Here is a 25712-nt window from a genome sequence, read left to right as displayed (position 1 = left end):
TTATTATTCTCTAATTATGTTATGCATAGTTACCAAATCGTCACTAAATGGTTCTAACTCCCTTGGAATTGTTGTATGGATTGGATCCTTGAGTGAAAGTGGTTTTTTTGTAATTTCAGAAATTGTCGTTTTTTTCTTGTTCCAAATTTCTGAATTGAATTTGATGATGTCCTGTGTTGAAGGGATAAAGGAATCATATTCATTGTCTACCATCGGTATTTTTCTTTGATTTGTAATTATTTCTTTATTCTCATAAATTTTTATCCAAAGTTCATAGGAAATAAATGGGCATAATGGTTCCAATAGTAGCAATATCGTTTTAAAACACTTGTGAATAGTATAAAGGGCCGATTTTCTATTCTCTTCAAGTTCTTTATTGTATGCTCTGCCCTTTATCATTTCAATATAGTGCGCTGCAAAAACATTCCAAGTAAACTCTCTAAGTGTATTGGCAGGTATAAAAAAATTGAACTCTTCATATCCTTCCAAACATTTGCTTATGGTATTGGATAATTCTGAAAGTATCCACTTGTCGGTTGGGTTGAGCACTTGTGGTTTATTGTTTTCTTCTATAATTTCAAAATTTGAAATAAACCTTCCAATGTTCCATAGCTTTGACAAGAATTTTTGGGCTCCCTGTATCTTAAGTTCTGAGCATCTAAAGTCATATCCAACATTTGTCTCACTCGCAGACCAAAATCTAAAGGCATCAGCTCCGTACTTTTTGATTAGAGGAAGCGGATCGATTACATTGCCTTTACTCTTGCTCATTTTTTCACCTTTCTCATCTACGCCATATCCCATTATCCAAGCTCCTTCCCAGGGTATCTGATCCGTAAGATATACACACCTTAACATAGTATAATACAACCAAGTCCTGACAATGTCTTTACCTTGGGGTCTTAAGGCTGCTGGATATGATTTATCAAAAAACTGTTTGTCTTTGTAAAATTTTGAAACAAAAAGAGGCGTTACACTTGAATCCATCCATGTATCAAAAATCCTTTTCTCTCCTTCAAATTTGTCATTACCACATGAACTGCAATGTTCAAACGGAGGGTTTTCTTCCCAAGGTCTATAATACTTTCCGGGTTTAGGCAGATTAGGTGTGTGACATTTTGTGCAATACCATATTGGGATTTCAGTTCCATAATATCTACGTCTTGATATTGGCCAATCTATTGCCACTGATTTTATCCAATTTGTGAGAATTTGTCTATGCATTTCAGGATAAAATTTCATGGTGTGGGATTGGTTCAGTAGTTCTGACTTCATATCAACCTGCTTTAGATAATAGTCTTCAAGCGAAATTATTTGAATCGGAGTTTTACTTCTTTCACAAACCGGCGTTCTATGAATAATAGTTTCAATTTTTTCAACCAGTCCTCTATTAGTAAGTTCCTCAATTATCTTGGTTCTTGCATCTTTTATTTTGAGTCCTGAAAATTCCCTTGCTGCTTCTGTAGTTCTCCCGTTCATATCTATGGAGACTATTTCCTGCAGACCTAGTTCTCTGAATAATTGAACGTCATTAAGGTCACCATAACTGCATATCATGACCGCTCCAGACCCGAAGCTTTTATCTACAGATAAATGGGGAATTACCTTGACCTCTCTATCAAATAATGGTATTTTTAATAATGTATCTTGAAGGTTGTCATACCTTTCATCATCGGGATTTACTATTACAGCTTGACATGCAAAAAGAAGCTCGGGTCTGGTAGTTGCAATAGTGATATAATTGTCTATTTGTTTTGAATAAAACTTTAGATAAACTAATTTGGTTTCAATATCTAGATAATTAATTTCCGCATCAGCTATGGTAGTGCCGCAGTCGATACAATAATTATTAGGCCTGTTTCCCAAGTATATCAAGCCCCTGTTCCACATGTCAATAAACGTTGACTGAGTAAACGCTCTATATGTTGAAGAATCAGTTTGGTATTTCTCATCAAAATTAGCACTAAGACCAAGGCTCGCCAGTATTTCTATAAACTCGTTTTCAGTTTCATCTAATGTAATCTTACAAAGCTTTAAAAATTCTCTTCTTTCTGTATTTCTCATTCGAATCTTGTATTTCTTTTCAGTATGCATTTCTACAGGAATTCCATTTCTATCTATTCCAATTGGAAATACAACTTTCAAACCCTTTAAACGAGCAAACCTTGCAATCATATCAATTTGTGAGTAATGTGCTGCTGCTCCGATATGCCAGGGTCTGCCTGAGGGATAAGGGGGAGGAGTATCAATTACAAAGTTTTTCTCATTTATTTCATCATTCAATGGATAATTGTAAATATTGTTGATCCTCCATTCTTGCAGGATTCTTTTCTCCGTTTCCGCTGACCAGGTCTTTTCGGTGATCTTTAAGCTCAATTTTAATTTGTTTACTCTTTAATTAATTAGTTATTAACCTTCCTCGATAGATTTCGTCTATAAAAAAAATCAAAAACAAATTCCAGGATTGATAAAAAGTTGCTTTTTCTGATCCAAAAGACCCTCTATATGTAAGAAAGAATATGGGCTCCCTTATTAACTCCTTCATAAATATACACACCAATGGCTTGTACATTTTTAGGCATTCTGTCTGATAACATTCTAATGATCTCTGTTGAGAGATTTTCAACTGTTGCCTCTCCCTCTAGCAGATAGGTTGTGTATTTTGGAACCTTTAAATCAAAATATCCTTTGGGACCATCAAACTCTATGAAGAAATGATCGCCCTCTTCCTTCTTGAGATATTTCTTGTTAATGAAGAATTTGTGATCTATCTGATACAATGCTTCTTTGATGATTTTTTTAGCTTCTGAGAAATCGATTACTAGGTTATTTTTCATTTCTCCGATAATTTCTACCATGATAGTCGATGTATGTCCGTGAATTATTGAACACTTTTCAACCAAAGGCAGAATATGGGCATAATCAAAAGCCAAAGAAGGGTCTTCTATGAAAATTGATCCTATTTGTTCACTCTGCTTATCAAATAAGAATATGCTCTCCATTTCATTGATTTTCCCCAAGTAAGATGATTTTCCAACTGCGATCATCTCTATTAACGGGAATTTTTCTTTAATTTCTCTGAATTCTGTTACATCGGAATCATTTTCTATTATCTTGATAAATTTATCTCCAACCTTAAAATCTATTTTTAAATCTGAATTATTTATAATATTTTTATATTTGTAGTCGATATTAAGAAAATCTAATAGCTTTGATATTGAATATCCTGTTCTGTTTTCTATCAAGTCCTTTTTTTGACCAAGAAACTTCAAATCTTTATCCAAGTCTATTGTGTATTATCATCTCTCTATTATAATTATTACAAATATATCTTAATCCATTAAAATAAAATTATTGTCAATATCTGGGGATTTAATTCTTCATTTATATTCTACAGTTGACGAATTTGTCAAGGATTCAGAAGAAGTTGTTATAGCCTTTTCTGGTGGAGTTGATAGTTCTGTTCTTGCAAAAATTTGCAAAGATCTGGGTAAAACAGTAAATCTCGTAACAATTGGTTTTGCAAATTCACATGATATTCTTTTTTCTCAATCTGTTTCGAAACTACTTGGTTTATCATCCTCGCATATTGCTTTTGAACTTAAAGAAGCCGAGTTTATTGATGATTGCAAATACGTGATGTCTAAACTTGACTGCCACAAACTCTCTCATATCGAAAATTGTATTGCGTTTTATCAAATAAGCAAGATTGTCAAGGATAATAACCTTGGATCTACTTTTTTGACGGCTAACGGTATTGACGAGCTTTTCTGCGGATATGATCGATATCGCTCTATTTACAGTCAAGGAGAGACAGGCTTGTTATCTTTTATGCATGAAAAAATAGAAAACGAACTTCATATGATGAATGAAATTTCAGTAATTATTGGTTTACTAAATATTCAGTCTTTTCAACCATTTCTCTCTGATTCCTTTGTAAATTATGCCAAAGAGATTCCATTTGAATTTAAGATCAAAGGTCCTGAAGATATGCTGAGAAAACATATCATAAGGCAAATAGCCATAGAAATAGGTGTCCCAAAAGAATCAGCTCTTCATCCCAAAAAGGCCATGCAATATGGTACAAATCTTCATAAATTACTTAAGAAAAGAAATGACCTTTGTTTTGGTCTATCTTAGTTACTTTTAATTTTATTCCAATATAATGTCCTTCCTGTTCCCATCTTGCTTTACTCAAGAGTCACTCCTAGCGACTCATATAATAGTCACATGAGTGTAGGAGTATTGTGCAAGAATATAGTTGCACTGGATTTACAAAAAAATTTAGCAGAAAATGTAATGCGTTGCGTCACAATAACCAAATTCACCACGGACTAGCTATAATTTATGATGTATCTACTGGCTGGGCATCAAAAAATAACAAAGATACAAACATTTTAAAACTATCTGAGTCACAGGATAATTGGTCTACCGATCAGGCTATTTTGAGTATATTGGGAAAGATGTTACAGCCACTTATGGAGTTAGAGAATGATATAATAATTCCAAAGCAACAAAAGACAAAGTTTTTCGCTACTCTCATAATGCGATCCTTAAATAGTTCTGATCCAATTAAAGTTATTCAGGAAGCTGTCGACCTTAATCGCTCTATACAGGGAAGGAATAAAATTGTGTCTTATGTCTCGGAAGGTATGGACATGACTGCTAAAGATGCTAGATTATATATAAATGGTTTAATAAAAGATAGTAGTTATTACAAAAATTATACTAAAATTAAAAAACCGTATTAATTAATAAAGTAAACTTACCAATTTATTTGAATATGCTAACCTTAGAAATTTTGATCTTGCCAATTACTAGGAGATACTCATTATTTTTTATAATTGATATTACCTGAGCCAAGAGATTTGTGAGCAAGTATTTACCTACTCTTTCATATCTTTACTTTCATATTCGTGCTGACTGTAAATGTAGCGCCTTTTCTCTGACTTCATTAGATATATTATTCCTATAACCAAAGTAATTTCCAATGCTTTGTCGACTATTCCAGCCAGGTCTACATCCTCGGGATGTGGGTTTGGAGAAAGAGGTGGTGGAAATATCACAGAGTACAGGAATAAGAAAATCAACACTAATGAACCTACCAGTCCGATGTAATTTAGAATTAGAGATTTTTTGTAATATTTCTTTGAAATATACTTCTTGTCTGTTTTCTTGATGGATAGCTTATCGTCCGAAAATATCAACAGGATATATGATAGTCCATAAAACAATTGACCCCCTGCAGCTGATATTAGAAAAATACTGTATTCAAATCTTAACGCTGCATGCTCTGAGAATACCGCCAAATGGATTATTGCCGCACCGATAGCCAAGAATAGAACTGAATATTTGATGAATTCATCGTTTGAAATGGGGTTGGTCTTACTATTTCTTCTACTTAAATACATCCAACCTAGTACAGCACCCACTATTACTATAACGCCAATTGCCGCACCATAAACAACCGTAGTAAATATAAATCCAAATGATTCTGCAATAGAGATATTAAATACCGCTCTTTCACATTCACAGTTAGAGGTATCACTAAGAATTACTCTTGCAGGAGGCACTGTATTAATTATTTCATTCACATTCTGAGTATTGTCGTTTAACAAGCTCAAAACAATTTGGTAATTGCCGATTTTAGGGAAAATATATGGTATCTGAAAATCTCCTATTTGCATTTTAGTCCAAGGAAATGCTGCCACTCTTTCGCCCGTAGAAGTCGAATATATTTCCACCATTGTTATTATATTCTGAGCGTCCTTTCCATCTTTATCCTGTATACTAAACTGAATGTGAGATACTTCATTAGGCTTGGTATATTCGGGTTCCATCTGTTGCATTACGAGATATTTATTTCCAACCCCAAAATCTCCATTATTATAGTGAGCAAGATGGCTAAAATGAGCCTCTGCTACACCCATTGTTAAATATTGTATGGATATAATTGAAAAAACGAAAAGGAGAGAAGCAAATACAATTATGCTGTTTTTATGATTATGAAAAATAACAACATTACTTCTGTCCAATCAAATAAAGTATGCATCTTCTAGATATAAACGTGTTCGAGAATTTAGTATTATTAAACAATACACTAAACCGATGTATCTAGGATTAAAAAATACAATGAAGCACAATGTTAATATCTTTTAATATCATGATATATTTCAAGCTACCACCTATTGAATTTACTTTATTTCGATTCTTAAGGAATGGTAATAGAAAAACCTAGGAGCATTTTGATTTGGTATATATCGATCGGTTAATAGGGAACAAATCTATTAATCTGGCTTTCTCGATACCTTACTTGCTTTGCATAATGCTTCAGTGGAAATCATTAGAAGTAACCTAAAAATAAAGCGATTAAAAATCGTTCTAATCTTACTCGCTTCTTATTTAGTAGTTGAAGTTCTTGCTGGTTTTTATACAGGAAGTCTTGCTCTACTGGCTGACGCAGGGCACATGCTTACAGATACTTTTGGTATTTGTATCGCTCTAATAGCCGCCATTTACAGCAAGAAAGAGGCTACACCCAATCATACTTATGGATTTTTTAGGACGGAAATTCTTGCTTCTTTGATCAATAGTATCATCTTATCGTTATTAGCTATTGTGATCGTTTATGAATCTTATAGACGACTCTATGAGCCAGTAGAAATTCAAAGCTCTATTATGATAGTAGTAGCAGTAATTGGATTAATTGTAAACATTGTAGGCATGTACATCTTACGAGGAGAACACCCTCATAATCATGGAGAAATCTCCGATATTCACAAAAATGCAAATGGGGATTCTAAAGAAAACAAAACCTCTAGACGCTTCTCTATTAACTTACTCTCGCATCGCAAAGCTAGTGATTCCAAAGACGAGGATCTAAACATCCAAGGTGCGAAATTAGAGTTACTTGGTGATACAATTGGTTCTATTGGTGTGATTGCCGGAGGGATTTTAATTTCTCTATCAAATATTCTAATAATAGATCCGCTGTTGAGTATCGGATTGGCGATATTCATCCTTCCTAGAATATTTAACTTATTGAAGAAATCCGTTCATATTCTCATGGAAGGTGTTCCCTCAAATATTTCATACGAAGTAATACAACAAGCGCTTCTGAAGGTCAAGGGAGTGACCGGGGTATTTGATTTGCATATATGGAGCATAACATCGGGATTGCATGCGCTTTCGGCTCACATCGTTGTAATGGATAATACAAACGCCTATCGGATTTTAGATGATGTTAATGCCCTCCTAGAAAAAGACTTTGGCATTATTCATTCAACAATACAGATAGAGCGATTCCATCCGTCAAATGGGGATTCGTAATAACAATTAGTTCTGTATTCATTAGCCAAAAATATTTAGATTTTCCCTACAACCCGGAACCATAAAAATATGATCCTAGTTACTTTAACTTGTATATAGCACTTGTATAAAAATTCTGAAATAATTATTAAACTATATCGATTAAATATAATAAGACATATCCCACACACCTAGAGTGATTTATATGTCTTGATATGTGATATTATCTTTTCACAAATTGTATTATCAAAACTGTTGAGCAATTTAGCAGTAACTGATTAATGTCCTTTTGATAATTTCATTGGATTTCAATAATTATTGCAAATATTTGGCTCATGGCTACTTCGATTCAAAATAAATTAAAAAACCCTAGCATAAATTAAATAATCAAACCATATTTTGAGGTTTTGTGAAACATTTACATTCTTTGCAATGACTAGTAAATATTATTCATTTATTACAAATATTCATCAAATTTTCATAATTGTAACTTTATTCTATAAAAATCTTATCTCCAAAAGGTTTAAAAATATCTTATAGTTAATTTAGCTCAATGAAGAGTACATTAGCAATATTTGCTTTGTCAGCTGTTCTCATGTCTGGATTAATTTTACTTCCTGGCATAAACATGAAATCATTTGCAAACCCATATGATCAAGGGAAATTCGCATTTTCTGAATTGAATTTCGTTGCCCCTGGGCTTAAACAAATTTCAACAGAAGAAGCTTCAGAAAGCGATGCTCCAGTGAAAAATGTAACATTTGTAGCAGTTGAAAAGAATCTTACATTACCAAGTGGTCAAACTATTGCAGCTTTGACATGGAATGGAACAATCCCAGGTCCAACAGTTAGAGTTACACAAGGTGATGTTTTGAATGTTAATATTATTAACCATCCTAATAATACATTAATCCATAGTTTAGATCATCATGCATCTGTTATCAGTGCAGTTCCGAACTTCGGTCCAATCAATGTAAGTGATTCAAAGCAATATACTTTCGTAGCAGTACAACCAGGTTTCTTCAAATATCACTGTGAAGGTAACGCAGTATTGACAATGGACCAACACGTATTCCAAGGAATGGTTGGTGGTGTAATTGTTGATCCACAAGTTGGTTATACAGGTTATGAAGGTGTAGGTGTAGAGAATGGAACCAACGCATTAACTACAACAGACGTTGAGCCAGATGCAAAAGAGGTTGAATTACAATTTTCCGAGTACTACTTAGACCCATCTGGTCAATATGATGCAGCAGCAATGTTTGCACATGCACCAACAGCATCATGGATGAACGGTATCCCCTTTGGATATGACCCAGTAATTACCAAGACACCAAACGCAACAACTTTGTTCTTCAAAGTAGGCGATCATGTAAGGTTCTTCCTATTGAACCACGGTGATTTGCCTGTTAACTTCCACATTGTAGGTGAGCAATTAGACAGAGTCACCGACGGAAGCATTGTTAGCGGAATCGGTAAACAAACCTATATGGTAGGTGGATCAAATGATGCAATTGTTGATGTAGTATTTGACCAACCAGGTGTCTTTGCACTTGTAAATCATGACTACTCACAATTGTTCAAAGGTCAAGCAGGCTTAGTTGTTGTTGACGGACCAGACAATGGTACAAGCAAGGTATTAGGACTGACTGACGATGCAAACCCATCAAACGCAATTCCACCAACTGGCTTGAACAGCATCCCAGTGAAAGTAAAACCATACATGCTAGGTACACCCTTGGCATGGAATGGTCAATAACCTAATTTTTTATTCTTAATTTCAAACTAAACTAAAAAATTTCTCAAAAAAATAATATTCTTATCTGGCGGTTTTTACTGATTATTTTATCTTAATAATTCGAGCAGAATTCTCTCAACGTTATTAAGCTTTAACAACGAGTCCACATCACCTTTCTCAGCAAGAGCTTGGTAAATCTCGAAGATATTGGCAAGTGCTTCTTTTATCTTTGCACTTTTTTGTGTGTCAGCTGTTTTTGTTGGCGTTGGTGTAGGTGTAGATGCTGCAGTATTATTTGGATTGGTTGGGGCTTCTAAAATATCTAACTGTGCGTGTACGAGTTGACTAATGGGATACATTGAATTACCTGCTACGAAAATAGCTATCAAAACAACAGATATTTTGCCTAGATTATTCATATGTTAACATTATTTTTTCTTATTATAAAAGTAATACCTTGGATAGTAATATAAAATATCTAGTTATTATTTCAACTATAAATTTAATGTTATATTTCTACAATAGTAAACCCATCAAATAAACAAAATAAATTTCTATTCTACTACATAAATCAATAATTTGTAATGATAATTCTTCCTTCTCTTTTTTTGTCAAATACCATTTCTATGGCATGATTTGAATCCTCCAGCGAAAACTTTTTCCAGATTCTAGTTCGAAAACTTTCTTTCCTTGTCAATTCAATTAGATCGATCAATTCTTGTACTGTCCCTCCTGTAGTACCTTTAATGGTAATTTGGTTATTGTACAACAATCTACCATCAATTTCTAGTTTTCCTCCTGTAAGAACCCCAAATGTTATTACTCTGCCCATTTTTCCTACAGTAGCCATCCCTTGCTTCCATGTCTTCTCACCAAGTGAATTGATTACCACGTCAATCATTTTAGTATTGGTAACCCTAGATATGTTCTCAACAAGGTATTGATCATTTTTAAAAAAATGATCTACCCCATAGTCTGATAACCATTCTTTTGAAGATACTGATATTGTAATAGAACCTAAGGATTTGCCAATTTGGGCGCTAAAAAGCCCTGTATTGCCAGAACCACCAAATATCAACAAATTTTCCTTAGGTTTTAAGCCTGATTGTATTATTGCATTATAAGCAGTCAGTCCAGCTATTGGTAGAGCCGACGCAAGCTCCCAATCCATATCGTCTGGGATTTTAATGATATTCTGGTATGGAACCTTTACATATTCTGAAAATCCTCCATTTGTCTGTATGCCTATCATCCCACCATTGACACACATATTTTGCAATCCGGATCTGCAATATACACAGGTTCCATCAAAAAGCCGATTATAAATAATTACCCTGTCACCTTCTGAAATATTGCTCTTTGTTTTAAAACCTATTCGCTTGACTTCTCCAGAGATCTCTGTTCCAGGAATGTGTGGGTATGGAAATATCTTCATTTTAGGACCGTCTGTTCCATGTAATCCAGTTACAGTATAGTAGTCAATTGGATTTACTCCCATACATTTAGTTTCAACCAAAACTTCATCTTCATGTATATCTGGTGTTTGATAGTCGCCGAACGTAAGGTTTTGTAATCCTGGTTGAGAGAATAATAGTGCCTTCATACTATTTATTAGTAATAATTTACCATATATAATTTATTTTTGATTGTTATTGAAAAATCATTGTATTGGTTTATGTTAAGGATTTCTTCAAAATTTAAAAATATAATTCTTAAAAGACTAATTTATGAAAATCTATTGTATCCTAACATTAGCGATTATTATGGGGTTTTCAGTTATTCATATGCCTGTAGGATATTCCTCAAATAGCCAGAATAATAGTTTTAGCTATTACGAAAAAAGCTGCAACAACGACTCCTGCGTAATTACTACTTGTGAGGAAGATAAATCTTGCCAAACCACAGGGGAAAGAAATAACATTGCTAATAATACTCTTAGTCAACTATCTAATCAGGACAGTATAAATGAAAAAGCACTAGACTTTGCCAAAATGTGGAAGAATTTCTTAGATTTTGATAATTAACGCATCTTTATTCTTTTTATTAAGTTTTGTTACATTAATGTTATTTGAGTTTTGATAAATTTCGGAAAAAATTAAATATAAATATTGCCTACTTGCCTCAAATGATGTCCTGTTATATATAATTTGATCTTCATCTTTTCTAATCTGTTAAACAAAAAATTATAATTTTATGATAATTTTACTAATGTCATGAATTTAATTAAAATTTTTAAGTAAAAAAGGAAAAACTTTATAATCTACTGCTCACCTTTTGAGAGCGTTGGCAATAGATACTGGTGATACGACGTGGATGTTAATCGCCACTGGATTAGTATTTTTGATGACCCCTGCTTTAGGTTTTTTTGAATCAGGGCTAATCAGGTTAAAAAATTCTTTATCTGTAATTATGCAGACGATGACTGGCATGGCCCTGCTATGTACCTTGTGGTTCATAGTAGGATATACTCTGGTATTTGGGCCTGATGTAAGCGGTCTTATAGGAGATTTGTCGAATTTCTTTTATATCAACGTCCCCTTTAGCGACTCCGTATCGCTGGCACCCACAATACCTGGAATCACATTTGCAACATACCAGATGATGTTTGCAGTAATCACGCCGTTACTCATTACTGGAGCATTTGCGGAACGTGTTAGATGGAGTGGTTTTATCATGTTCATAATCCTATGGAGCTTGATCGTGTATTATCCTCTTGCTCACTGGATTTGGGGTGGCGGCTGGTTAGCTCAGTTGGGTGTATATGACTTTGCAGGCGGTATAGTTATCCATGTCAGTGCTGGTATGGCGTCTTTGGCCTGTGCTTTAGTCCTAGGTAGACGTAAAGGCTATGGACCTGAGATTATGGTTCCTCATAATCTACCTCTTGCTGCCATAGGTGCCACACTACTGTGGCTTGGTTGGTTTGGTTTCAATGCAGGTAGCGCCTTGGCATCTGGTCAGCTAGCCGCTAGTGCATTTTTGGCTACTCAAATAGGAGCAGCTACTTGTGCACTTGTTTGGGTACTTATAAGCTGGGTACGAACCGGCAAGCCTACAGTTAGCGCGGTTATTAACGGTGCTATTTCTGGCTTGGCTGGAATCACTCCTGCCGCAGGTTTTATTACAGGACAGTCAGCATTCTTTTTAGGTATCGTACTCGGACTGGCATCATACTACGGAATAGTCTTGATCAAGGAAAGACTAAAGATTGACGATGCATTAGATGTAAGTTCTGTTCACGGCATAACCGGTATGACTGGAGCTTTGTGGATAGGATTATTTGCAACTTCTGCAGTAAACGCGGCTGGTCCAGATGGCTTGTTCTATGGTAATCCCATGCAATTACCGATACAAGCACTAGGTATAGCCGTTGGTGCTGTTTTGGCCCTTGTCGGCACGGTAGTCATATTGAAAATTATTCAATATACAGTGGGCCTTAGAGTTTCAGAAGAAGAGGAAGACCTTGGTCTAGACATATCATATCACCAGGAGGTGGCGTATGAAAACAAATAATCAACCATTTTTTTCCGGTTTTTTACTTTAAACAATTATTTTCTATCTCAAAATATTTCAGTAAAATGTACAACAAAATCTTAACATATTGTTTTTATAGTATTATATTTGATTTTAGGATAATGCTCAATACACTAAAAAATCATAAGAGAATTGTGATGTTTTCTGCAGCCTTATTTGCTACTACTGTATTACTTTTTGGAACCTATTCATCTAATGGCATAAATGCACAATCATTGGAAAAAATCACAATCGGCCTAAATTCTGCCAGTTTTGGACCATTGACATCTAATCCATCTGTTAATCAAGTGAAACTTTTGGTTGACTATCAAACTAAAGATCTTTCTTTGGTACATTCCACAATAAATGGTGTAATGCATGTATATGCTCCTAACGGTACCCAAATAAAGACGTCTTCGTATCCCAATGGTTTCACAATTACTGAGTCAGGCATAATACAATTTGCCACTTCATTTGCAGATCCGAATTTAACCAGTGTAAAAACTAATGTAACGTTAACAGACCTCAACAAGACTGAAACGCTCTCAAATACAGTTGGATCTGAGGTATCTCTAACTCCATAAATTTTTTAACTACTTTTTAATTACATTTATCAATTATCAATTTCTTTAATTTACTTTAATAAATCTGATATATATATGACTGAATTTACAATATATATAATAATATTATTTTATTATTGTCAAATTTATTTAAGAATGTTTAAATTGTATTCTATTCAAAGTTAGGAAAGCCTAATGTTATTTGTATTTAGCCGTTGCAATAACGTTGAGAATTGTTTAATCTCCTCTCATTTGTTCATTGATTACAGGGGTATTAATCCATGGTAAAAATTATAATGTCTTTTATTATGAGCCTTCTTTTGCTCAATGTTGCAGTATTTTCCCTTGATAATGTTAATGCTCAAAACTCATCCAGTACCGACGAATCTTCGATTTCTAATGAAGATATCTTACTCTTGAATTTGAATCTAAATCGAATTGATACTCAACTAAATATCTTACTAGATAAGATCAACAATAGCAATAAAACTTTACTTTTTGAACATGCCTATATACCTCATTCGATTATATTTCCCTCCGTCAAACAAGTAGCTATTTCGTTTGATCTTACTTTAACTGAAAATCTGGAATCTAACCTTACTGATGTTGGAATACAATCCAGAGCTTCTCCTGATTCACCTGTTATTAGAACCGATATAGAAGAATCCATGAAAATAATTAAAGATTTTGAATCTGAACTAAAAGACACTTTATCATCCCAAGATTTTTCAATTCTTGAATCGCAGACTCTGTCATATTTACTTAGAGATGCACTGAATTCATATAATATATACCTAAATACTTCTAAATTGCCCGATCAGGAGGCAGCTAGTTTTGCCATGATTGACTATGAGAATACACTGGGTTTACTTAATCAATCTAGTTCATTATTTAAAATTTTACAACCTAATATGACTAATGCAAAATCTGAAGAAATCAATTACTTTATGTCAAACTTGATAGATATTGTTGAATCAAAAAGTCCGGATACTACAGAATTTTCAAGACTAGTTGTTGCAATTGAAAATGATCTTAATGAATCCAATAATATTAAGTTGCAGAGTACACCCGTGGGTCTTGATCCATCCATTCAGGGTTATTACGATACCATAGATACTTTATTGGATAATGCATTATTATCTCTTCAGAATGGTGATCGGGTAGCTGCAGACAAAAATGTATCGTCAGCTTACTTGGATAATTATGAATATCTGGAAGCCCCTATAGAAGAAGTCAATTCCACACTTATGCAGAAAATTGAAATAAATATGAGAGAGAACCTGCGTGACATGATAAAAAATCAAACTGCAGTACCCGAGCTTGAGGCATATGTGGCTAATATTAAGGAAGATCTCGAGACATCCAAGCAGCTATTGAGCACAAACAGTAACTCATCTTCTACTGGCCAAAGTAATATTACACTTCCTTCTGCCTTTGTTACAAATACTGCAAATATTGATTCACTGAAGCAGGGTTTTGGTGTATACACCGGTGAGAGGCGTGCAATGGGACAAGCCTCTGAAGATTTTAAGGGACAGGTACGTGATGATATCGATACTATCCGAGTAAAATTAGATCAAGTAGTTGATTTGTACAGTCAAAACGATGCCACCAAAGCACTCGATACGGCAAGATCTGCATATTTGGACAGTTATGAAAATATAGAAATTCCATTGAGGCCCATTGATCCTGATTTCACTTTAGAAATGGAAATTAAATTTGCAGAGCTACGTAACCTGATCACATCGAATGCTCCGCAGGATCAGGTTGTCACTAAAATTGCTGAGCTAAAAAATGGATTGGACGAATCTGAACGCTTTGTTTCAGGTATTGGTGTAGTTGCTCCTGCGATCGCCTTTTCCTCATCGTTTTCAATCATATTTAGGGAAGGTTTAGAATCGGCGCTAATAATAGGGGCAATCCTCACTTATCTTGAAGCTTCAAGAAACGAAAAATATAAAAAACATGTTTACTGGGGAATTGTTTTAGCAATAGGTGCAACCGCACTTACCTGGGTAGTGGCACAATTTATTATCGATATATCGGGAGCCCAGAGGGAGTTAATCGAGGCAATTGCTGGTATTTCTGCTGTGGCAGTCCTGTTCTGGGTCAGTTTCTGGGTGCTTAACAAGATAGAAACCAAAAAATGGATTGAATTTGTTAAGGCAAAAGTATGGCAAGCCACAACTACTGGTAGCTTTATGGTATTTATTTTGCTAGCATTCTTTACTGTCTATAGGGAAGGCTTTGAGACAGTTTTATTTTACGAAGCTCTATTTTCGTTTGCAAAATATATGGAGCTGTACGTGCTTGCTGGATTGGTATTAGGTCTCGGTGTAATTACTGCTGTTGTCTTTATAATTCGAAAGTTGGGAAAGAAACTACCATTAAGAGTATTATTTGGACTCACCATGGGTGTAGGCGCGTTCATGTCAATTACATTCTTGGGTAATGCCCTTCGTGAGTTCCAAGAACTTGGATGGATCCCAACTACTCATCTATTTGGCATTATCCCTAGATTAGACATTAACGTTGCAACTATGACTGGTATTCATCCGACATTTGAAACAGTACTTGGACAGGTTATCTTACTTACGATTTACCTACTAGGTTCGCTATATATCCTGTTCATTCAACCAAGAAGACAACAAAAAATTGCATCGATGAGAAAATCTATAGCGGATATAGAAAAAGGAGAAGGAAGAAGAGGCGAAAAAAAAGAAGGAGGCCCCTCTAAATCCTCCACATCTTAATTGAAATGATCTACTGTAACAAGTGTTTATTACCTTTTTAGATAAATCTTAATAATATTGAGAAAGTAGTTATATTTGTTAATTCCAATACATCTTATTTGATTGATATTCAAGACCTATATTCTTTTTATAGTGGTTCAGGTTATATTGGTATATTTTTAATCAGCTTTATAGGTAGTATAATTCCATTTATTCCAGTACCTTATTTTCCTGTTTTAGTTACATCTGCTCTAAACAAGAGTCTAGATCCAAATCTTATCATCTTATTGAGCACTTTGGGTGCTGTCCTAGCCAAAACCATAATTTTCATTGCCAGCTATTATGGTCGCAATATTTTAAGTAAACAGACTAAAACAAGAATGCTTCCATTACAGAAATTGCTGAGCAAATACGGCGGAATAGGGGTATTTGCAGCCGCATTGACACCAATTCCAGATGATTTAATCTATATACCGATCGGAATAGCAAAGTATAGTCCAACAAGGTTTGCATTATTTACATTTCTTGGCAAGTTCTTTCTAGGAGCTATAATAGTTTGGGGAACTGTGTATTTAGGCAGACCAATAATGGAAAGTTTCTTGGTGGGAACTGATTATAACAACGAGTATTCTGCCATATTGATAACTGTTTTGACTGTCTTATTATTGACATTGGTGTTATTCTTTACTTTCAAGTTTGATTGGGCAAAAATTATAGGAAAATGGTTCCCTTGGGCTCTAGACAGTTCAGAAAAGGACAATGGTGGCGAAGGAGATGATAGAAAAAAATCCTAGTAAATTTTTTCATTACTTTTTGTACATAAATTTCTTTACCTAAATTATTTTCTAATGTTTAATAACAAAAAAATTACAATATACATTATCTGAGATGAATAGTGAATCAAATGTTGATTTCAACGTTCTATTTAAAAAGAGCTACAAAGAACTTGGGATTAATTGGCTTGACGATCTCGAGAATGATGATGATCGTTTGTTATCTATTATGAAAGACTTTGAGAATTGGTTTCCGGATCTAAAAGAACCAAATTCTTTTATGATCTTATTAAAGTCCATAACTGTTTTTGTGCAATACAGGAATATATTGCTCAAGAAGAATGACGTTTATGACTTTTTCATAATGTCTTATAAATTTCTAATAGATCACCTCATAAAGAAACGCAATAACACTGTCCCATTCACTCTCTCTACTTACGACAATATTGTATTTGAAATATGCAATGATTTAGTAGTTAGATACGATAAATTTTCAGATAATGTTAAAGTCCAATTTCCCAATTTACTGGTAGATATTTTATCTATCATTTTCTTTAAAGTGGACCTTGATGGACGAAAGGTATCCTTATTTCAACTAAAACCTTACTATGAATCCAAAAAATCACTTTTGGTAAATGGAAAATATTCTTATCCTCAAAAGGATCTTTCTTCAATCTTAAATACGAATATTGATCATTCAGGACAATTAGCTGGTCAAAATAAAAATAATATACAAATATCCATCGACAGAGAGTTTCAACTGCAAAAGGAAAAATTATTAGTTGCTAATAATGACATACATCCATCTACAGAGGCGAGCAGACTTGATCATTCTAAAATGATTGAGGAAATGGCTAACAAAATAGCTCAGATTGTTCAGCGGGATCCCCTTCAGGTGAAGAATTCATTAAATAAACTTCCTGGAAAGGATATACAAAAGCTTTATGATATCTCCAATAACTATAACAAAGTACTTAGATATGGTAAACTAATTGAATTGAAGGATTTTAAATCCAAAGTTGAATCTGAGCTTGGCCGTTCTCTTTCAGACAAACAAATTAGACATTCACAGATCTCCATTAAAAAGGTTCAATTCTATATCGAGCAAATTCTAGACAAGAAGTTCGAACCGCATTTGACTCATGGAATTAATCATGTGAAGCATAATTTTGAATATGGTTATAGATTGGTGGGACTGATAAGCAATTCAAAGTCAAAGAATAAAAGCAACATTTCTCAAAGTGGCATTTTGCATCAGAGTTCTAATACTTGATGAACAGGTTTGGCAAATATTAACTAGATACTAAAGCTTAACATTGCTCAATTACTGCAAGCATTCTCGCCCAACTCAAAGTAATTTTTTTTGATCTCAAAGGAGTTACCATTAGTTTAATACGATTTTTATCTACTAACTTGTATAAATTTCATCGGGTTTCTATAATTAGATACCTTGTTACTAAGTGTCTTATGTGAGTCAAATCCTGAATTGTATATTGGATCTATAGGTGGACTGTCAATACCAATGAAGTTTATTCTTTTTTCTACAAATTACGTTGCTACTTCTTCAGACAGATCTGGATTCGTCTAAGTATTTTTTAATTTATTGTAATTTGACCACGTAGTATTAATCAAAATGGTATCAATAGCATCGATGCTATAATTATCTAAATCATGAACTTTTATGTTTTCGTTTTCTCCTTTGTCACCTTTGATTACCATTATGTCTTGTCAATGACGAGTCTTTCAAGTGATATTTTTTCATTGTGATCCCATTTTTGTTAAAGTGAAAAGTGGCATCAATATGGGTTCCAACATGCGTACCACAAAAGATTGTTTAAGAAGCATATTGATGGCTTTCAAAATTCGACCACTTTAACAAATTGACGTTTGGAGATCTATGAAAAACTTGAGTATTAATATCAAATCTTGAGATTGATCGTAATGTTTAATTCATTATTAAAATTGATAAGGTACGCTACTTAGAATTATATTCTCTATTTGATATTTAAATTATTTATATTATTATTGCTACGGCTAATCTGTAAACTATCGCATTAGTTCGGTCTTTTAAAGTCGATCAAAAAAATAGAATTTTCAGAAAGAATACTACGTAACCTTTTAATCAAAATAAGAATAATTTTTTACATTGATTAGAATTGTTTATAATATTAAACTGTTGACTTTTATATTAGTAATTGCATTAACTTTTTTTATTTCTCTCAACACTATTGTGAATAATTTATCTTATGGAGCATATTCTAAGGCGTTACCTTCTACTTCAGGACCTACGATTAATGATGACAATCTTACTGTTGAAAAAGTAGCTTCGGGTTTAACGTTTCCAACTGGTATGACATTTATAGGAGATAATGATTTACTAGTTACTGAAAAAAATACTGGTAGAGTAATGAGAGTTCTAGATGGTGAGGTTCAAAATAATCCAGTCTTAGATTTATCAGTTGCTTCCAAGATCGAACGTGGATTATTGGGAATAGCTGTATCAAAGCATTCAGAAGGTAAAACAAACGTCTTTCTGGCATACACTGAATCCGGAAACAGTCAGGACGGAAGCGATGTGAAAGGGAACGTTGATCCGCTAGGCAATAGGTTATATAGATATGACTACTCAGATGGCCGATTAATTAATCCCGTTCTGATATTGGACTTGACTGCCTTGCCTAATAATATTAATAGAACAGATCATAATGGAGGGAAAGTTTTGGTTGGTCCAGACAATAATATATACTACGTAATTGGTGAAGTAGGTGGTCATAGAACTCAAGCCCAAAACATTGAGAATGGACCCTTACCCAACGGATTAGGTGGAGTCCTTAGGATTACTCAAGAAGGTCAAATAGTAAACGAAGTTCCAATTTTTGGTAGCGAATTACCCTTAAGCATTTACTATGCAATGGGTATACGTAATAGTTTTGGCATGGACTTTGATCCAGTAACTGGTAATTTGTGGGATACCGAAAATGGTCCGACCGCTGGAGATGAGATAAACCTTGTTTTCCCTGGTTTCAACAGTGGTTGGGCCTTAATTCAAGGATTTTCTTCTGATGATACACTTGGAGATGGAGCGACTCCGTCTGATTTGGTAATTTTTGGAAAAGGGAAATACGCAGAACCTAAATTCGTATGGCAAATTCCAGTTGGTCCAACAGCGCTAAAATTTTTGAATTCAGAAAAGTTGGGTAAAAAATACGAAAATAATATGTTTGTTGGTGATATCAATAACGGACTACTATATCGATTTACACTCAATGCAGAACGTGATGATATTGCAATTAATGATACCTACATGGGCGATATATCAGCATTAGCGGATAAAAAAGTTGATAGTACTGTAGAAAGTATTCCAATCATATTTGGACAGGGTTTTGGAGGAATTACCGACATCCAAATAGGGCCAGATGGTTACATGTATGTGCTGAGTTTTACCGGCGATTTATATCGAGTGGTCCCGGCCTCTCAAAGTACTATGCCCTCACCAAAACCTTTGTCTAATGAGGGTATTATACCAAAGGATTCCATATTGGTTACAATAAATGGAATTAACGGTGAAAACTCTTACTCGCCAAATCCAATCAAGATCAAATCAGGAGAAACAATTACTTGGTATAATGCAGATACTGTGTCGCACACTGTAACTTCAGGATCAGATAGTGACCCCAACGAAGGTGAATTGTTTGACTCTGACGCTATACTTTCAAAACAACCTTATTCTCTAAAGTTTGATGACAAAGGTACATTCGATTATTATTGTATCTATCATCCCACAATGGGAGGACAGATTAGTGTAGAATGAAGTAAGATGTATTTAGGATTGTGTCCGCACCACAATCATAATGTCCCTCTCAACGTGATTTAATCTGAATCAATGAAAATGTAAAATAACACTGTTAGTAAGGCATTTAATGATATAAATTGATGAATTTTGTTTTGATATTTTAGAATATTATAACACCGTTTAAATATTAGGTTATCCTAATAATTAGGTAAGCCTAAATGATGTTCTCTGATCACAAATATTTATTGAACCAAGAAGACAAAAATGCGTCTATATTACTAAAGGAACTGTTTGATGGTTTTTCATACAAGATCGTAATGTCAATAATTGAGGATTCAAAAACCGTGTTTGAAATTTGTAAAGAAAATGACCTTCCCATTAGTTCCACATATAAAAAAATAAAAAAACTCAAAGATCTTGGCCTGTTATTTATAGATAGAATAGTGATAAATGAAAAAGGAAAAAAAGTCGTTTTTTACAAAAGTAAAATACAGTCAGTTGAGCTCATGCTAAACAAGAAACAAGTTCTTTTGCAGTTCAAGAAAAATGAAAGAAATCTGATTGTTCAATAGAAACTAATAGTGTGAGTTTTCCTTAAAACTTAATCGCCAAAATGAATTATTAAAGGTTGTTTGTTTATTAATTCTGAAAAGATTAATAAAGTTAAAAAATAATATTGTAATATTATAAACGTTGACTGCCTATTCAAAGAATTCTGAAGTTGCCGAACAATTGTATGTAGGTACTGCAGAAGCCGAGCATGTTGAAATGTATTTAAAGGCAATGTGGTCTATTTTGGAAAGCGGGCAAGAGTTAAAGGTCAGCTCTATAGCCAAGATCCTTAACGTAACGCAACCATCAGTAGTTCAGATGCTTCATAAATTAAATGACTCTAATTTGATTGATTACAAAAAAGGTTCCATTGTTACAATAACTGCAGAGGGCGAAAAGATAGGAAAACAAATGATACGTAATACCCGGTTATTGGAGGTACTAATGAAGGATGCTCTTAAAATAGATGTGGATGAGGAGATGGTATGTGGAATTGAACATCATATGAAAGAAATTTTTACGGATGCACTCTGTACTTTATTGAAGCATCCTAAGATATGCCCTCATGGATATAGAATTCCTGAGGGAAACTGCTGTAATTTAGGATAATTATACCTAAAACATTTTTACACCTTTACGGAATTCTATTCGTTGTGTTATATAGACCAATTGCAGTTTTTGACTCTGGATTGGGATCTCTTTCTGTTGTTAGAGAGTTAAGGAAGGCCCTTCCGTACGAAAATATTCTGTACTTTGCCGATAAGATGAATTTTCCATATGGAAACAAATCAAAACATGAGTTGAGAAATTTAATAGTCAAGTCTATAAATTTTTTGGCAAAGTATAAGCCGAAGCTAATAGTGATGGCATCCGTTACACCGTCAATTCAGATTTATGAAGAAATAAAATACGATTTTTCTATGGATATAATACCCACCAAGCTTCCTCTAAAGCGTACAATGGATCTAAGTAGAAAGGACCATATTGCAGTTATGGCATCACATGGGACTCTAGAAAGCAAGGAATTTGCTTATCTTATCAAAAAGGAAGTTCCACAAAAAATTTTCATAGAAAAGATTGACTCGTCAGATATAATCAATTTAGTAGAGGATGGGACTTTTCTATTTGATCAGAAATCTGCAATTAAAAGAATCAGGGGAGTAATTAAACCGTATATTGATAACTCTGTTGACGTAGTAGCATTATGCAGCACACATCTGCCGTTTATTACAAACTACATGGAGGATATCATCCCATCTGTAAAATTCGTGAATTGTTCAACGGAAGTCGCACGTTCTGTAAAAGGCCATCTGAAATATACGGGTGATTTGAACAAGAGTGGTACTGGCAAACTTGAAATCCTTGTATCGGCAGATAAAGAAAATTTTCAGTCAATTCTTCGCTACATGCGAATCCGTGATCAAGTAGTTGATGTTTCGCTTCAATTATAGAACCTTTTTTTGAGAGAGTTTAAATTACATGAATCCTTTGAATTAATTGTTTTTCTGATTTTTATGAAAAAGGGGGGGTAAGAAGATGAAAAGAATACGGATAGGGATAGACGTGGGGGGAACCTTTACGAAGGCCGTGGCAATAGATGTAATCGATAAGAAGATCCTTGGAAAGAAATCTGTTCCAACAACCCATGCTACGGAAGGAGGTGTGTCAGTAGGAATCATAACCGCCTTGTCATCATTGATTGAAATCTGTAACATAAACCATGATGAAATTGAGCTAATTTCTCACAGCACGACCCAGGCTGTCAACGCATTTCTTGAGGGGGATGTTTCAAAAGTTGGTATTATTGGGATGGGCGTAGGAATGGAAAAAACTAACGTAGTCAAAAGGACTCATATAAAAGATATCTCTTTGAATTCTAATAAATATTTGCGAACTTGTTATACATTTTTGGATACCTCCAAATACTTGGAAGAACCAGGAATTGTAAGATCTATTGAAAATCTGGTTTCTGAAGGAGCACAATCAATAGTTGTTAGTGAAGCCTTTGGAGTTGATGATCCTAGTAATGAGTTATTCGTAATGAAACATTCTAAACTCCCATGTACTGCAGGACATGAGTTAACTGGGATTTATGGTTTGGAGATTAGAACTTTGACAGCGACCATAAACGCGAGCATTCTCCCAAAAGCTACTAGCACAGCTACCTTCGTCAAATCTGCAGTTAGCAAATTAGGCATTAACGTACCTGTTATGATAATGAAAGGCGATGGAGGCGTAACTACTTTGGATTCTTTTTTGCACAAGCCTATCATAACAGTACTGTCTGGTCCGGCGGCAAGTGTTGTAGGGGCTTTGCTCTTCCTTCAAGTTTTGGAGGGAATATTTATCGAAGTTGGTGGTACATCTACCAACATTAGCATCATCAAAGACGGTAAACCCGAAATGAGGTATGTTAACATAATGGAGCATCCGACATGTATAAGGTCACTTGATGCAAGAATATGTGGAGTAGCAGGAGGTTCCCTTATACGACTTTCAGGAAAAAGGAAAATTATTGACGTTGGCCCTAGGTCATCACATATTGCTGGCTTGGAATACTCTTGTTTTGGTAGTCCCGAGGAACTAAAGAAAGGTGAAATTGTTACAATCAGTCCATTAAACAATGATCCTGATGACTATATCTGTATAAAGGTGCCTAGTGGAAAGAAATATGGAATAACCAACACTTGTGCAGCAAACGCTCTGAACCTTGTACCAACAAATGATAACGCCTATGGTAATGGTGATTCCGCAAGAATTGTATTTTCAAAATTGGCTACTTTTGTTGGTGCCACACCTGAACAGGTTGCAAGACAAGTTTTAGAAATTTCCGTTTCCAAAATTTCAGAATATATCGTTCCCATGATCAAAGAGTATAAACTGTCCAAAAATAGAATTGTGGTAATCGGCGGTGGAGGGGGAGCTTCTGTTTTGGTCCCGCTGGTTGCAAAAAGACTTAATTTTGATTATAAGAAGGCTGATTATGCTGATGTTATATCATCTATAGGTGTTGCGACAGGGATGATATACGAGGAAAAAGAAAGAACCATACATAATCCTACTCCTGAAGATGTTAACCAATTAATTACAGAAGTAAAAGACGAAGCTATACGAAAGAATGCATCGCCAGATTCCTTATCTGTCCAATCCGAATATATAAGTGACCGATCACTACTGAGGGTCACAGCTATGGGTAACGTAACACTTGATCTAAATAGTAACGGTTCGAAAGAACTACGTGATGACGAGTTGTTTATGATTGCTAAAGATCTGTTTCAGACAACTGGGAATATTTCCTTGGATTTTAGATTAGGAAATTATTGTATTTATACAAACTCTTACAAACAAAAAAAATTGTTCTTCAACACAAATAAACAATCCATATTGGTGTTGGACAAATTTGGACGGGTACGATTATCATTGGATAATGGCAAAATTATAAATGGATTGGCTTCTCGATTGCGTGATGATCTCCCATCAATTATAGCAAAATTTTCAAATTCCGATCTTTCTCCAAATATTCGATTACTAGATGGATTTCAACTACTGGACTTTTCAAGCTTAAATGCTAATGAGCAAGTTATTCAAGCGATTAGAGAGCAGTTAGATAAAATAAACTCGGAGGTCTTGTTGATAATTAAGCAATAGCTAGTCCATCTTTCAATACAACAATCTGTATGTTTTAAATAAGTATGACTTGATCAACTTTTATTAACTATCAAATTTGGCATATGGTTTTTTTAATTTACATTATTTTTTTCATAGTTCATATACAATTGGATTGTTGCTAGTTTGAGAGTTTAACATTTTTAAGATTCTCATATTATTCCAATCATGTTGTGAAAGATATAGTGGTATTACCTGGACCTTCTTCGACTCAATTGGGTAGGTCGATTGCATCTTGTTTAAATGTTGAATTGGTTAACGTAGAATTGAGAACCTTTTCTGACGGGGAAAGTAAAATTAGAATTAATGCAGATCTTTCTGAAAAAAAATGTATTATAGTGCAATCCACTTTTCCACCAGTAGATTCAAATTATTTGCAGACATTAATGATGGTTTCATATTGTAAAAGCTCAGGAGCTGCAGAAGTTATACCTGTGATTCCTTATATGGGATACGCTAGACAGGATCGAAGTTTTTTAGATGGAGAAGTTGTCACAATGTCGCTTATCGCAAAACTCTTCGACTGTTTTGGAATTAAAGATTTGGTTACAATAGATATACATAGTCTTAAGGCATTGTCTTATTTTCAATCAAATATTGTTAATTTAACATCTATTCCACTGTTAGCTAGATATGCTCTGAACAATCTGGAATTAAAAAATGCTGTGGTAGTTTCGCCTGACCAAGGTGGATCTGATAGAGTAAAGTTATTTGCCGATATAATAAAGTCGCCCTCCTTATGTATGAGAAAAGTAAGAGATAGAAACACTGGACAAATTGCCATCTATGATGATCTTGATCTAGATGTTGCCGGTAGTGATATAATTATTCTTGATGACATGATATCGAGCGGCGGAACAATTATGAAGGCTATAGAGATATTAAAGAAGAATAAAAGCGGAAGAATAATTGTTATGTGTGTACATGCACTTTCAGACGAAAGTGCATTAGATAAATTGCGAAAAACTGGAATATTTGATTTGATATCCACAAATAGCATACCAAGATCATGCTCAAAAATTGATTTAAGTGACGAAATATCTGAAAAGCTGAGCACTATCTTAGCGAAATAAT

The 25712-nt window shown here is 34.3% G+C and carries 23 protein-coding genes; 16 read left to right on the top strand and 7 right to left on the bottom strand.

From position 1 onward, the window contains the following. Nucleotides 1–3 precede the first annotated feature (3 nt). Together F1Z66_RS00495 and F1Z66_RS00490 are read right to left on the bottom strand one after the other, a co-directional pair. Nucleotides 4–2376 (bottom strand): valine--tRNA ligase, encoded by a 2373-nt coding sequence (locus tag F1Z66_RS00495; protein ID WP_149861643.1) that lies wholly within the window; start codon nt 2374–2376, stop codon nt 4–6. Nucleotides 2377–2501: 125 nt separating this feature from the next. Next, entirely contained in the window at nt 2502–3245 is a 744-nt protein-coding gene (locus F1Z66_RS00490; protein WP_230207383.1) for a 6-pyruvoyl trahydropterin synthase family protein, read from the bottom strand. Nucleotides 3246–3354: 109 nt separating this feature from the next. On the opposite strand from F1Z66_RS00490, the gene F1Z66_RS00485 reads away from it, so the two are divergent. Together F1Z66_RS00485 and F1Z66_RS00480 are read left to right on the top strand one after the other, a co-directional pair. After that, nucleotides 3355–4140, top strand: coding sequence for an asparagine synthase C-terminal domain-containing protein (locus tag F1Z66_RS00485; protein ID WP_149861641.1), 786 nt, complete (start codon nt 3355–3357; stop codon nt 4138–4140). Nucleotides 4141–4247: 107 nt separating this feature from the next. Then, nucleotides 4248–4751: a hypothetical protein gene (locus F1Z66_RS00480; protein ID WP_149861640.1), complete on the top strand. Its 504-nt coding sequence runs from the start codon at nt 4248–4250 to the stop codon at nt 4749–4751. A 135-nt stretch (nt 4752–4886) separates the two neighbouring features. Here the strand turns inward: F1Z66_RS00480 and F1Z66_RS00475 are convergent, their stop codons facing one another. Further along, nucleotides 4887–6035, bottom strand: a complete 1149-nt coding sequence (locus tag F1Z66_RS00475; RefSeq protein WP_149861639.1) for a hypothetical protein — start codon at nt 6033–6035, stop codon at nt 4887–4889. Between the two features lie 298 nt (nt 6036–6333). Here F1Z66_RS00475 and F1Z66_RS00470 point away from each other — a divergent pair, with 298 nt between their 5' ends. Further along, nucleotides 6334–7329, top strand: coding sequence for a cation diffusion facilitator family transporter (locus F1Z66_RS00470; protein WP_159357308.1), 996 nt, complete (start codon nt 6334–6336; stop codon nt 7327–7329). A 532-nt stretch (nt 7330–7861) separates the two neighbouring features. Beyond that, the gene (locus F1Z66_RS00465) at nt 7862–9067 is read left to right on the top strand and encodes a multicopper oxidase domain-containing protein (protein ID WP_149861637.1); all 1206 of its coding nucleotides are present in this window, start codon (nt 7862–7864) and stop codon (nt 9065–9067) included. An 86-nt stretch (nt 9068–9153) separates the two neighbouring features. Here F1Z66_RS00465 and F1Z66_RS00460 read toward each other — a convergent pair whose 3' ends face one another. Beyond that, nucleotides 9154–9465 carry a hypothetical protein gene (locus F1Z66_RS00460; RefSeq protein ID WP_149861636.1) on the bottom strand — a complete coding sequence of 104 codons (312 nt, stop codon included), beginning with the start codon at nt 9463–9465 and terminating at the stop codon, nt 9154–9156. 152 nt (nt 9466–9617) lie between these two features. Next, nucleotides 9618–10649: an alcohol dehydrogenase catalytic domain-containing protein gene (locus F1Z66_RS00455; protein WP_149861635.1), complete on the bottom strand. Its 1032-nt coding sequence runs from the start codon at nt 10647–10649 to the stop codon at nt 9618–9620. Between the two features lie 124 nt (nt 10650–10773). Between F1Z66_RS00455 and F1Z66_RS00450 the strand changes: the two genes are divergently transcribed. The 6 genes from F1Z66_RS00450 to F1Z66_RS00425 all read left to right on the top strand — a co-directional run bounded on the left by F1Z66_RS00450 (nt 10774) and on the right by F1Z66_RS00425 (nt 17900). After that, the gene (locus tag F1Z66_RS00450; RefSeq protein ID WP_149861634.1) at nt 10774–11070 is read left to right on the top strand and encodes a hypothetical protein; all 297 of its coding nucleotides are present in this window, start codon (nt 10774–10776) and stop codon (nt 11068–11070) included. A 259-nt stretch (nt 11071–11329) separates the two neighbouring features. After that, nucleotides 11330–12559 carry an ammonium transporter gene (locus F1Z66_RS00445; protein ID WP_149861633.1) on the top strand — a complete coding sequence of 410 codons (1230 nt, stop codon included), beginning with the start codon at nt 11330–11332 and terminating at the stop codon, nt 12557–12559. Between the two features lie 158 nt (nt 12560–12717). After that, on the top strand, nt 12718–13143 hold the full coding sequence (locus tag F1Z66_RS00440) for a hypothetical protein (RefSeq protein WP_149861632.1): 426 nt from the start codon (nt 12718–12720) through the stop codon (nt 13141–13143). A gap of 260 nt (nt 13144–13403) precedes the next feature. Further along, nucleotides 13404–15875 carry an FTR1 family iron permease gene (locus tag F1Z66_RS00435; protein WP_201448485.1) on the top strand — a complete coding sequence of 824 codons (2472 nt, stop codon included), beginning with the start codon at nt 13404–13406 and terminating at the stop codon, nt 15873–15875. A 98-nt stretch (nt 15876–15973) separates the two neighbouring features. After that, complete coding sequence (locus F1Z66_RS00430) at nt 15974–16648, top strand: YqaA family protein (protein WP_159357307.1); 675 nt, start codon at nt 15974–15976, stop codon at nt 16646–16648. 94 nt (nt 16649–16742) lie between these two features. Then, nucleotides 16743–17900: a hypothetical protein gene (locus F1Z66_RS00425; protein WP_149861630.1), complete on the top strand. Its 1158-nt coding sequence runs from the start codon at nt 16743–16745 to the stop codon at nt 17898–17900. A 311-nt stretch (nt 17901–18211) separates the two neighbouring features. Here F1Z66_RS00425 and F1Z66_RS16170 read toward each other — a convergent pair whose 3' ends face one another. Together F1Z66_RS16170 and F1Z66_RS16345 are read right to left on the bottom strand one after the other, a co-directional pair. Then, a complete protein-coding gene (locus F1Z66_RS16170) occupies nt 18212–18346 on the bottom strand; it encodes a hypothetical protein (protein ID WP_255437871.1) in 135 nt (44 codons plus the stop codon). Then, nucleotides 18330–18458 carry a cyclase family protein gene (locus tag F1Z66_RS16345; protein ID WP_149861730.1) on the bottom strand — a complete coding sequence of 43 codons (129 nt, stop codon included), beginning with the start codon at nt 18456–18458 and terminating at the stop codon, nt 18330–18332. The genes F1Z66_RS16170 and F1Z66_RS16345 overlap by 17 nt, the downstream gene beginning before the upstream one ends. Nucleotides 18459–18857: 399 nt before the next feature. On the opposite strand from F1Z66_RS16345, the gene F1Z66_RS00415 reads away from it, so the two are divergent. The 6 genes from F1Z66_RS00415 to F1Z66_RS00390 all read left to right on the top strand — a co-directional run bounded on the left by F1Z66_RS00415 (nt 18858) and on the right by F1Z66_RS00390 (nt 25711). Then, the gene (locus F1Z66_RS00415) at nt 18858–20438 is read left to right on the top strand and encodes a PQQ-dependent sugar dehydrogenase (RefSeq protein ID WP_149861629.1); all 1581 of its coding nucleotides are present in this window, start codon (nt 18858–18860) and stop codon (nt 20436–20438) included. Between the two features lie 200 nt (nt 20439–20638). Then, nucleotides 20639–20992: a hypothetical protein gene (locus F1Z66_RS00410; RefSeq protein WP_149861628.1), complete on the top strand. Its 354-nt coding sequence runs from the start codon at nt 20639–20641 to the stop codon at nt 20990–20992. Between the two features lie 196 nt (nt 20993–21188). Further along, nucleotides 21189–21581 (top strand): metal-dependent transcriptional regulator, encoded by a 393-nt coding sequence (locus tag F1Z66_RS00405; protein WP_149861729.1) that lies wholly within the window; start codon nt 21189–21191, stop codon nt 21579–21581. Between the two features lie 44 nt (nt 21582–21625). After that, entirely contained in the window at nt 21626–22423 is a 798-nt protein-coding gene (gene murI, locus F1Z66_RS00400; protein WP_159357306.1) for a glutamate racemase, read from the top strand. A gap of 85 nt (nt 22424–22508) precedes the next feature. Continuing rightward, nucleotides 22509–24620, top strand: coding sequence for a hydantoinase/oxoprolinase family protein (locus F1Z66_RS00395; RefSeq protein WP_149861626.1), 2112 nt, complete (start codon nt 22509–22511; stop codon nt 24618–24620). A gap of 203 nt (nt 24621–24823) precedes the next feature. After that, complete coding sequence (locus F1Z66_RS00390) at nt 24824–25711, top strand: ribose-phosphate diphosphokinase (protein WP_159357305.1); 888 nt, start codon at nt 24824–24826, stop codon at nt 25709–25711. The last annotated feature ends 1 nt before the right edge of the window (nt 25712 follow it).

The organism is Candidatus Nitrosocosmicus agrestis (genome assembly GCF_008389435.1).
GTDB lineage: Archaea > Thermoproteota > Nitrososphaeria > Nitrososphaerales > Nitrososphaeraceae > Nitrosocosmicus > Nitrosocosmicus agrestis.
Note: the sequence above shows the minus strand (reverse complement) of the source record. Positions and strands in the feature narration are given on the sequence as shown.

Coding starts and splice junctions, on each gene's coding strand:
- F1Z66_RS00465 (WP_149861637.1), top strand. CDS start 7,862: ATGAAGAGTACATTAGCAATATTTGCTTTGTCAGCTGTTCTCATGTCT.
- F1Z66_RS00460 (WP_149861636.1), bottom strand. CDS start 9,465: ATGAATAATCTAGGCAAAATATCTGTTGTTTTGATAGCTATTTTCGTA.
- F1Z66_RS00455 (WP_149861635.1), bottom strand. CDS start 10,649: ATGAAGGCACTATTATTCTCTCAACCAGGATTACAAAACCTTACGTTC.
- F1Z66_RS00450 (WP_149861634.1), top strand. CDS start 10,774: ATGAAAATCTATTGTATCCTAACATTAGCGATTATTATGGGGTTTTCA.
- F1Z66_RS00440 (WP_149861632.1), top strand. CDS start 12,718: ATGTTTTCTGCAGCCTTATTTGCTACTACTGTATTACTTTTTGGAACC.
- F1Z66_RS00435 (WP_201448485.1), top strand. CDS start 13,404: ATGGTAAAAATTATAATGTCTTTTATTATGAGCCTTCTTTTGCTCAAT.
- F1Z66_RS00425 (WP_149861630.1), top strand. CDS start 16,743: ATGAATAGTGAATCAAATGTTGATTTCAACGTTCTATTTAAAAAGAGC.
- F1Z66_RS16170 (WP_255437871.1), bottom strand. CDS start 18,346: ATGGTAATCAAAGGTGACAAAGGAGAAAACGAAAACATAAAAGTTCAT.
- F1Z66_RS00410 (WP_149861628.1), top strand. CDS start 20,639: ATGATGTTCTCTGATCACAAATATTTATTGAACCAAGAAGACAAAAAT.
- F1Z66_RS00405 (WP_149861729.1), top strand. CDS start 21,189: ATGTATTTAAAGGCAATGTGGTCTATTTTGGAAAGCGGGCAAGAGTTA.
- F1Z66_RS00395 (WP_149861626.1), top strand. CDS start 22,509: ATGAAAAGAATACGGATAGGGATAGACGTGGGGGGAACCTTTACGAAG.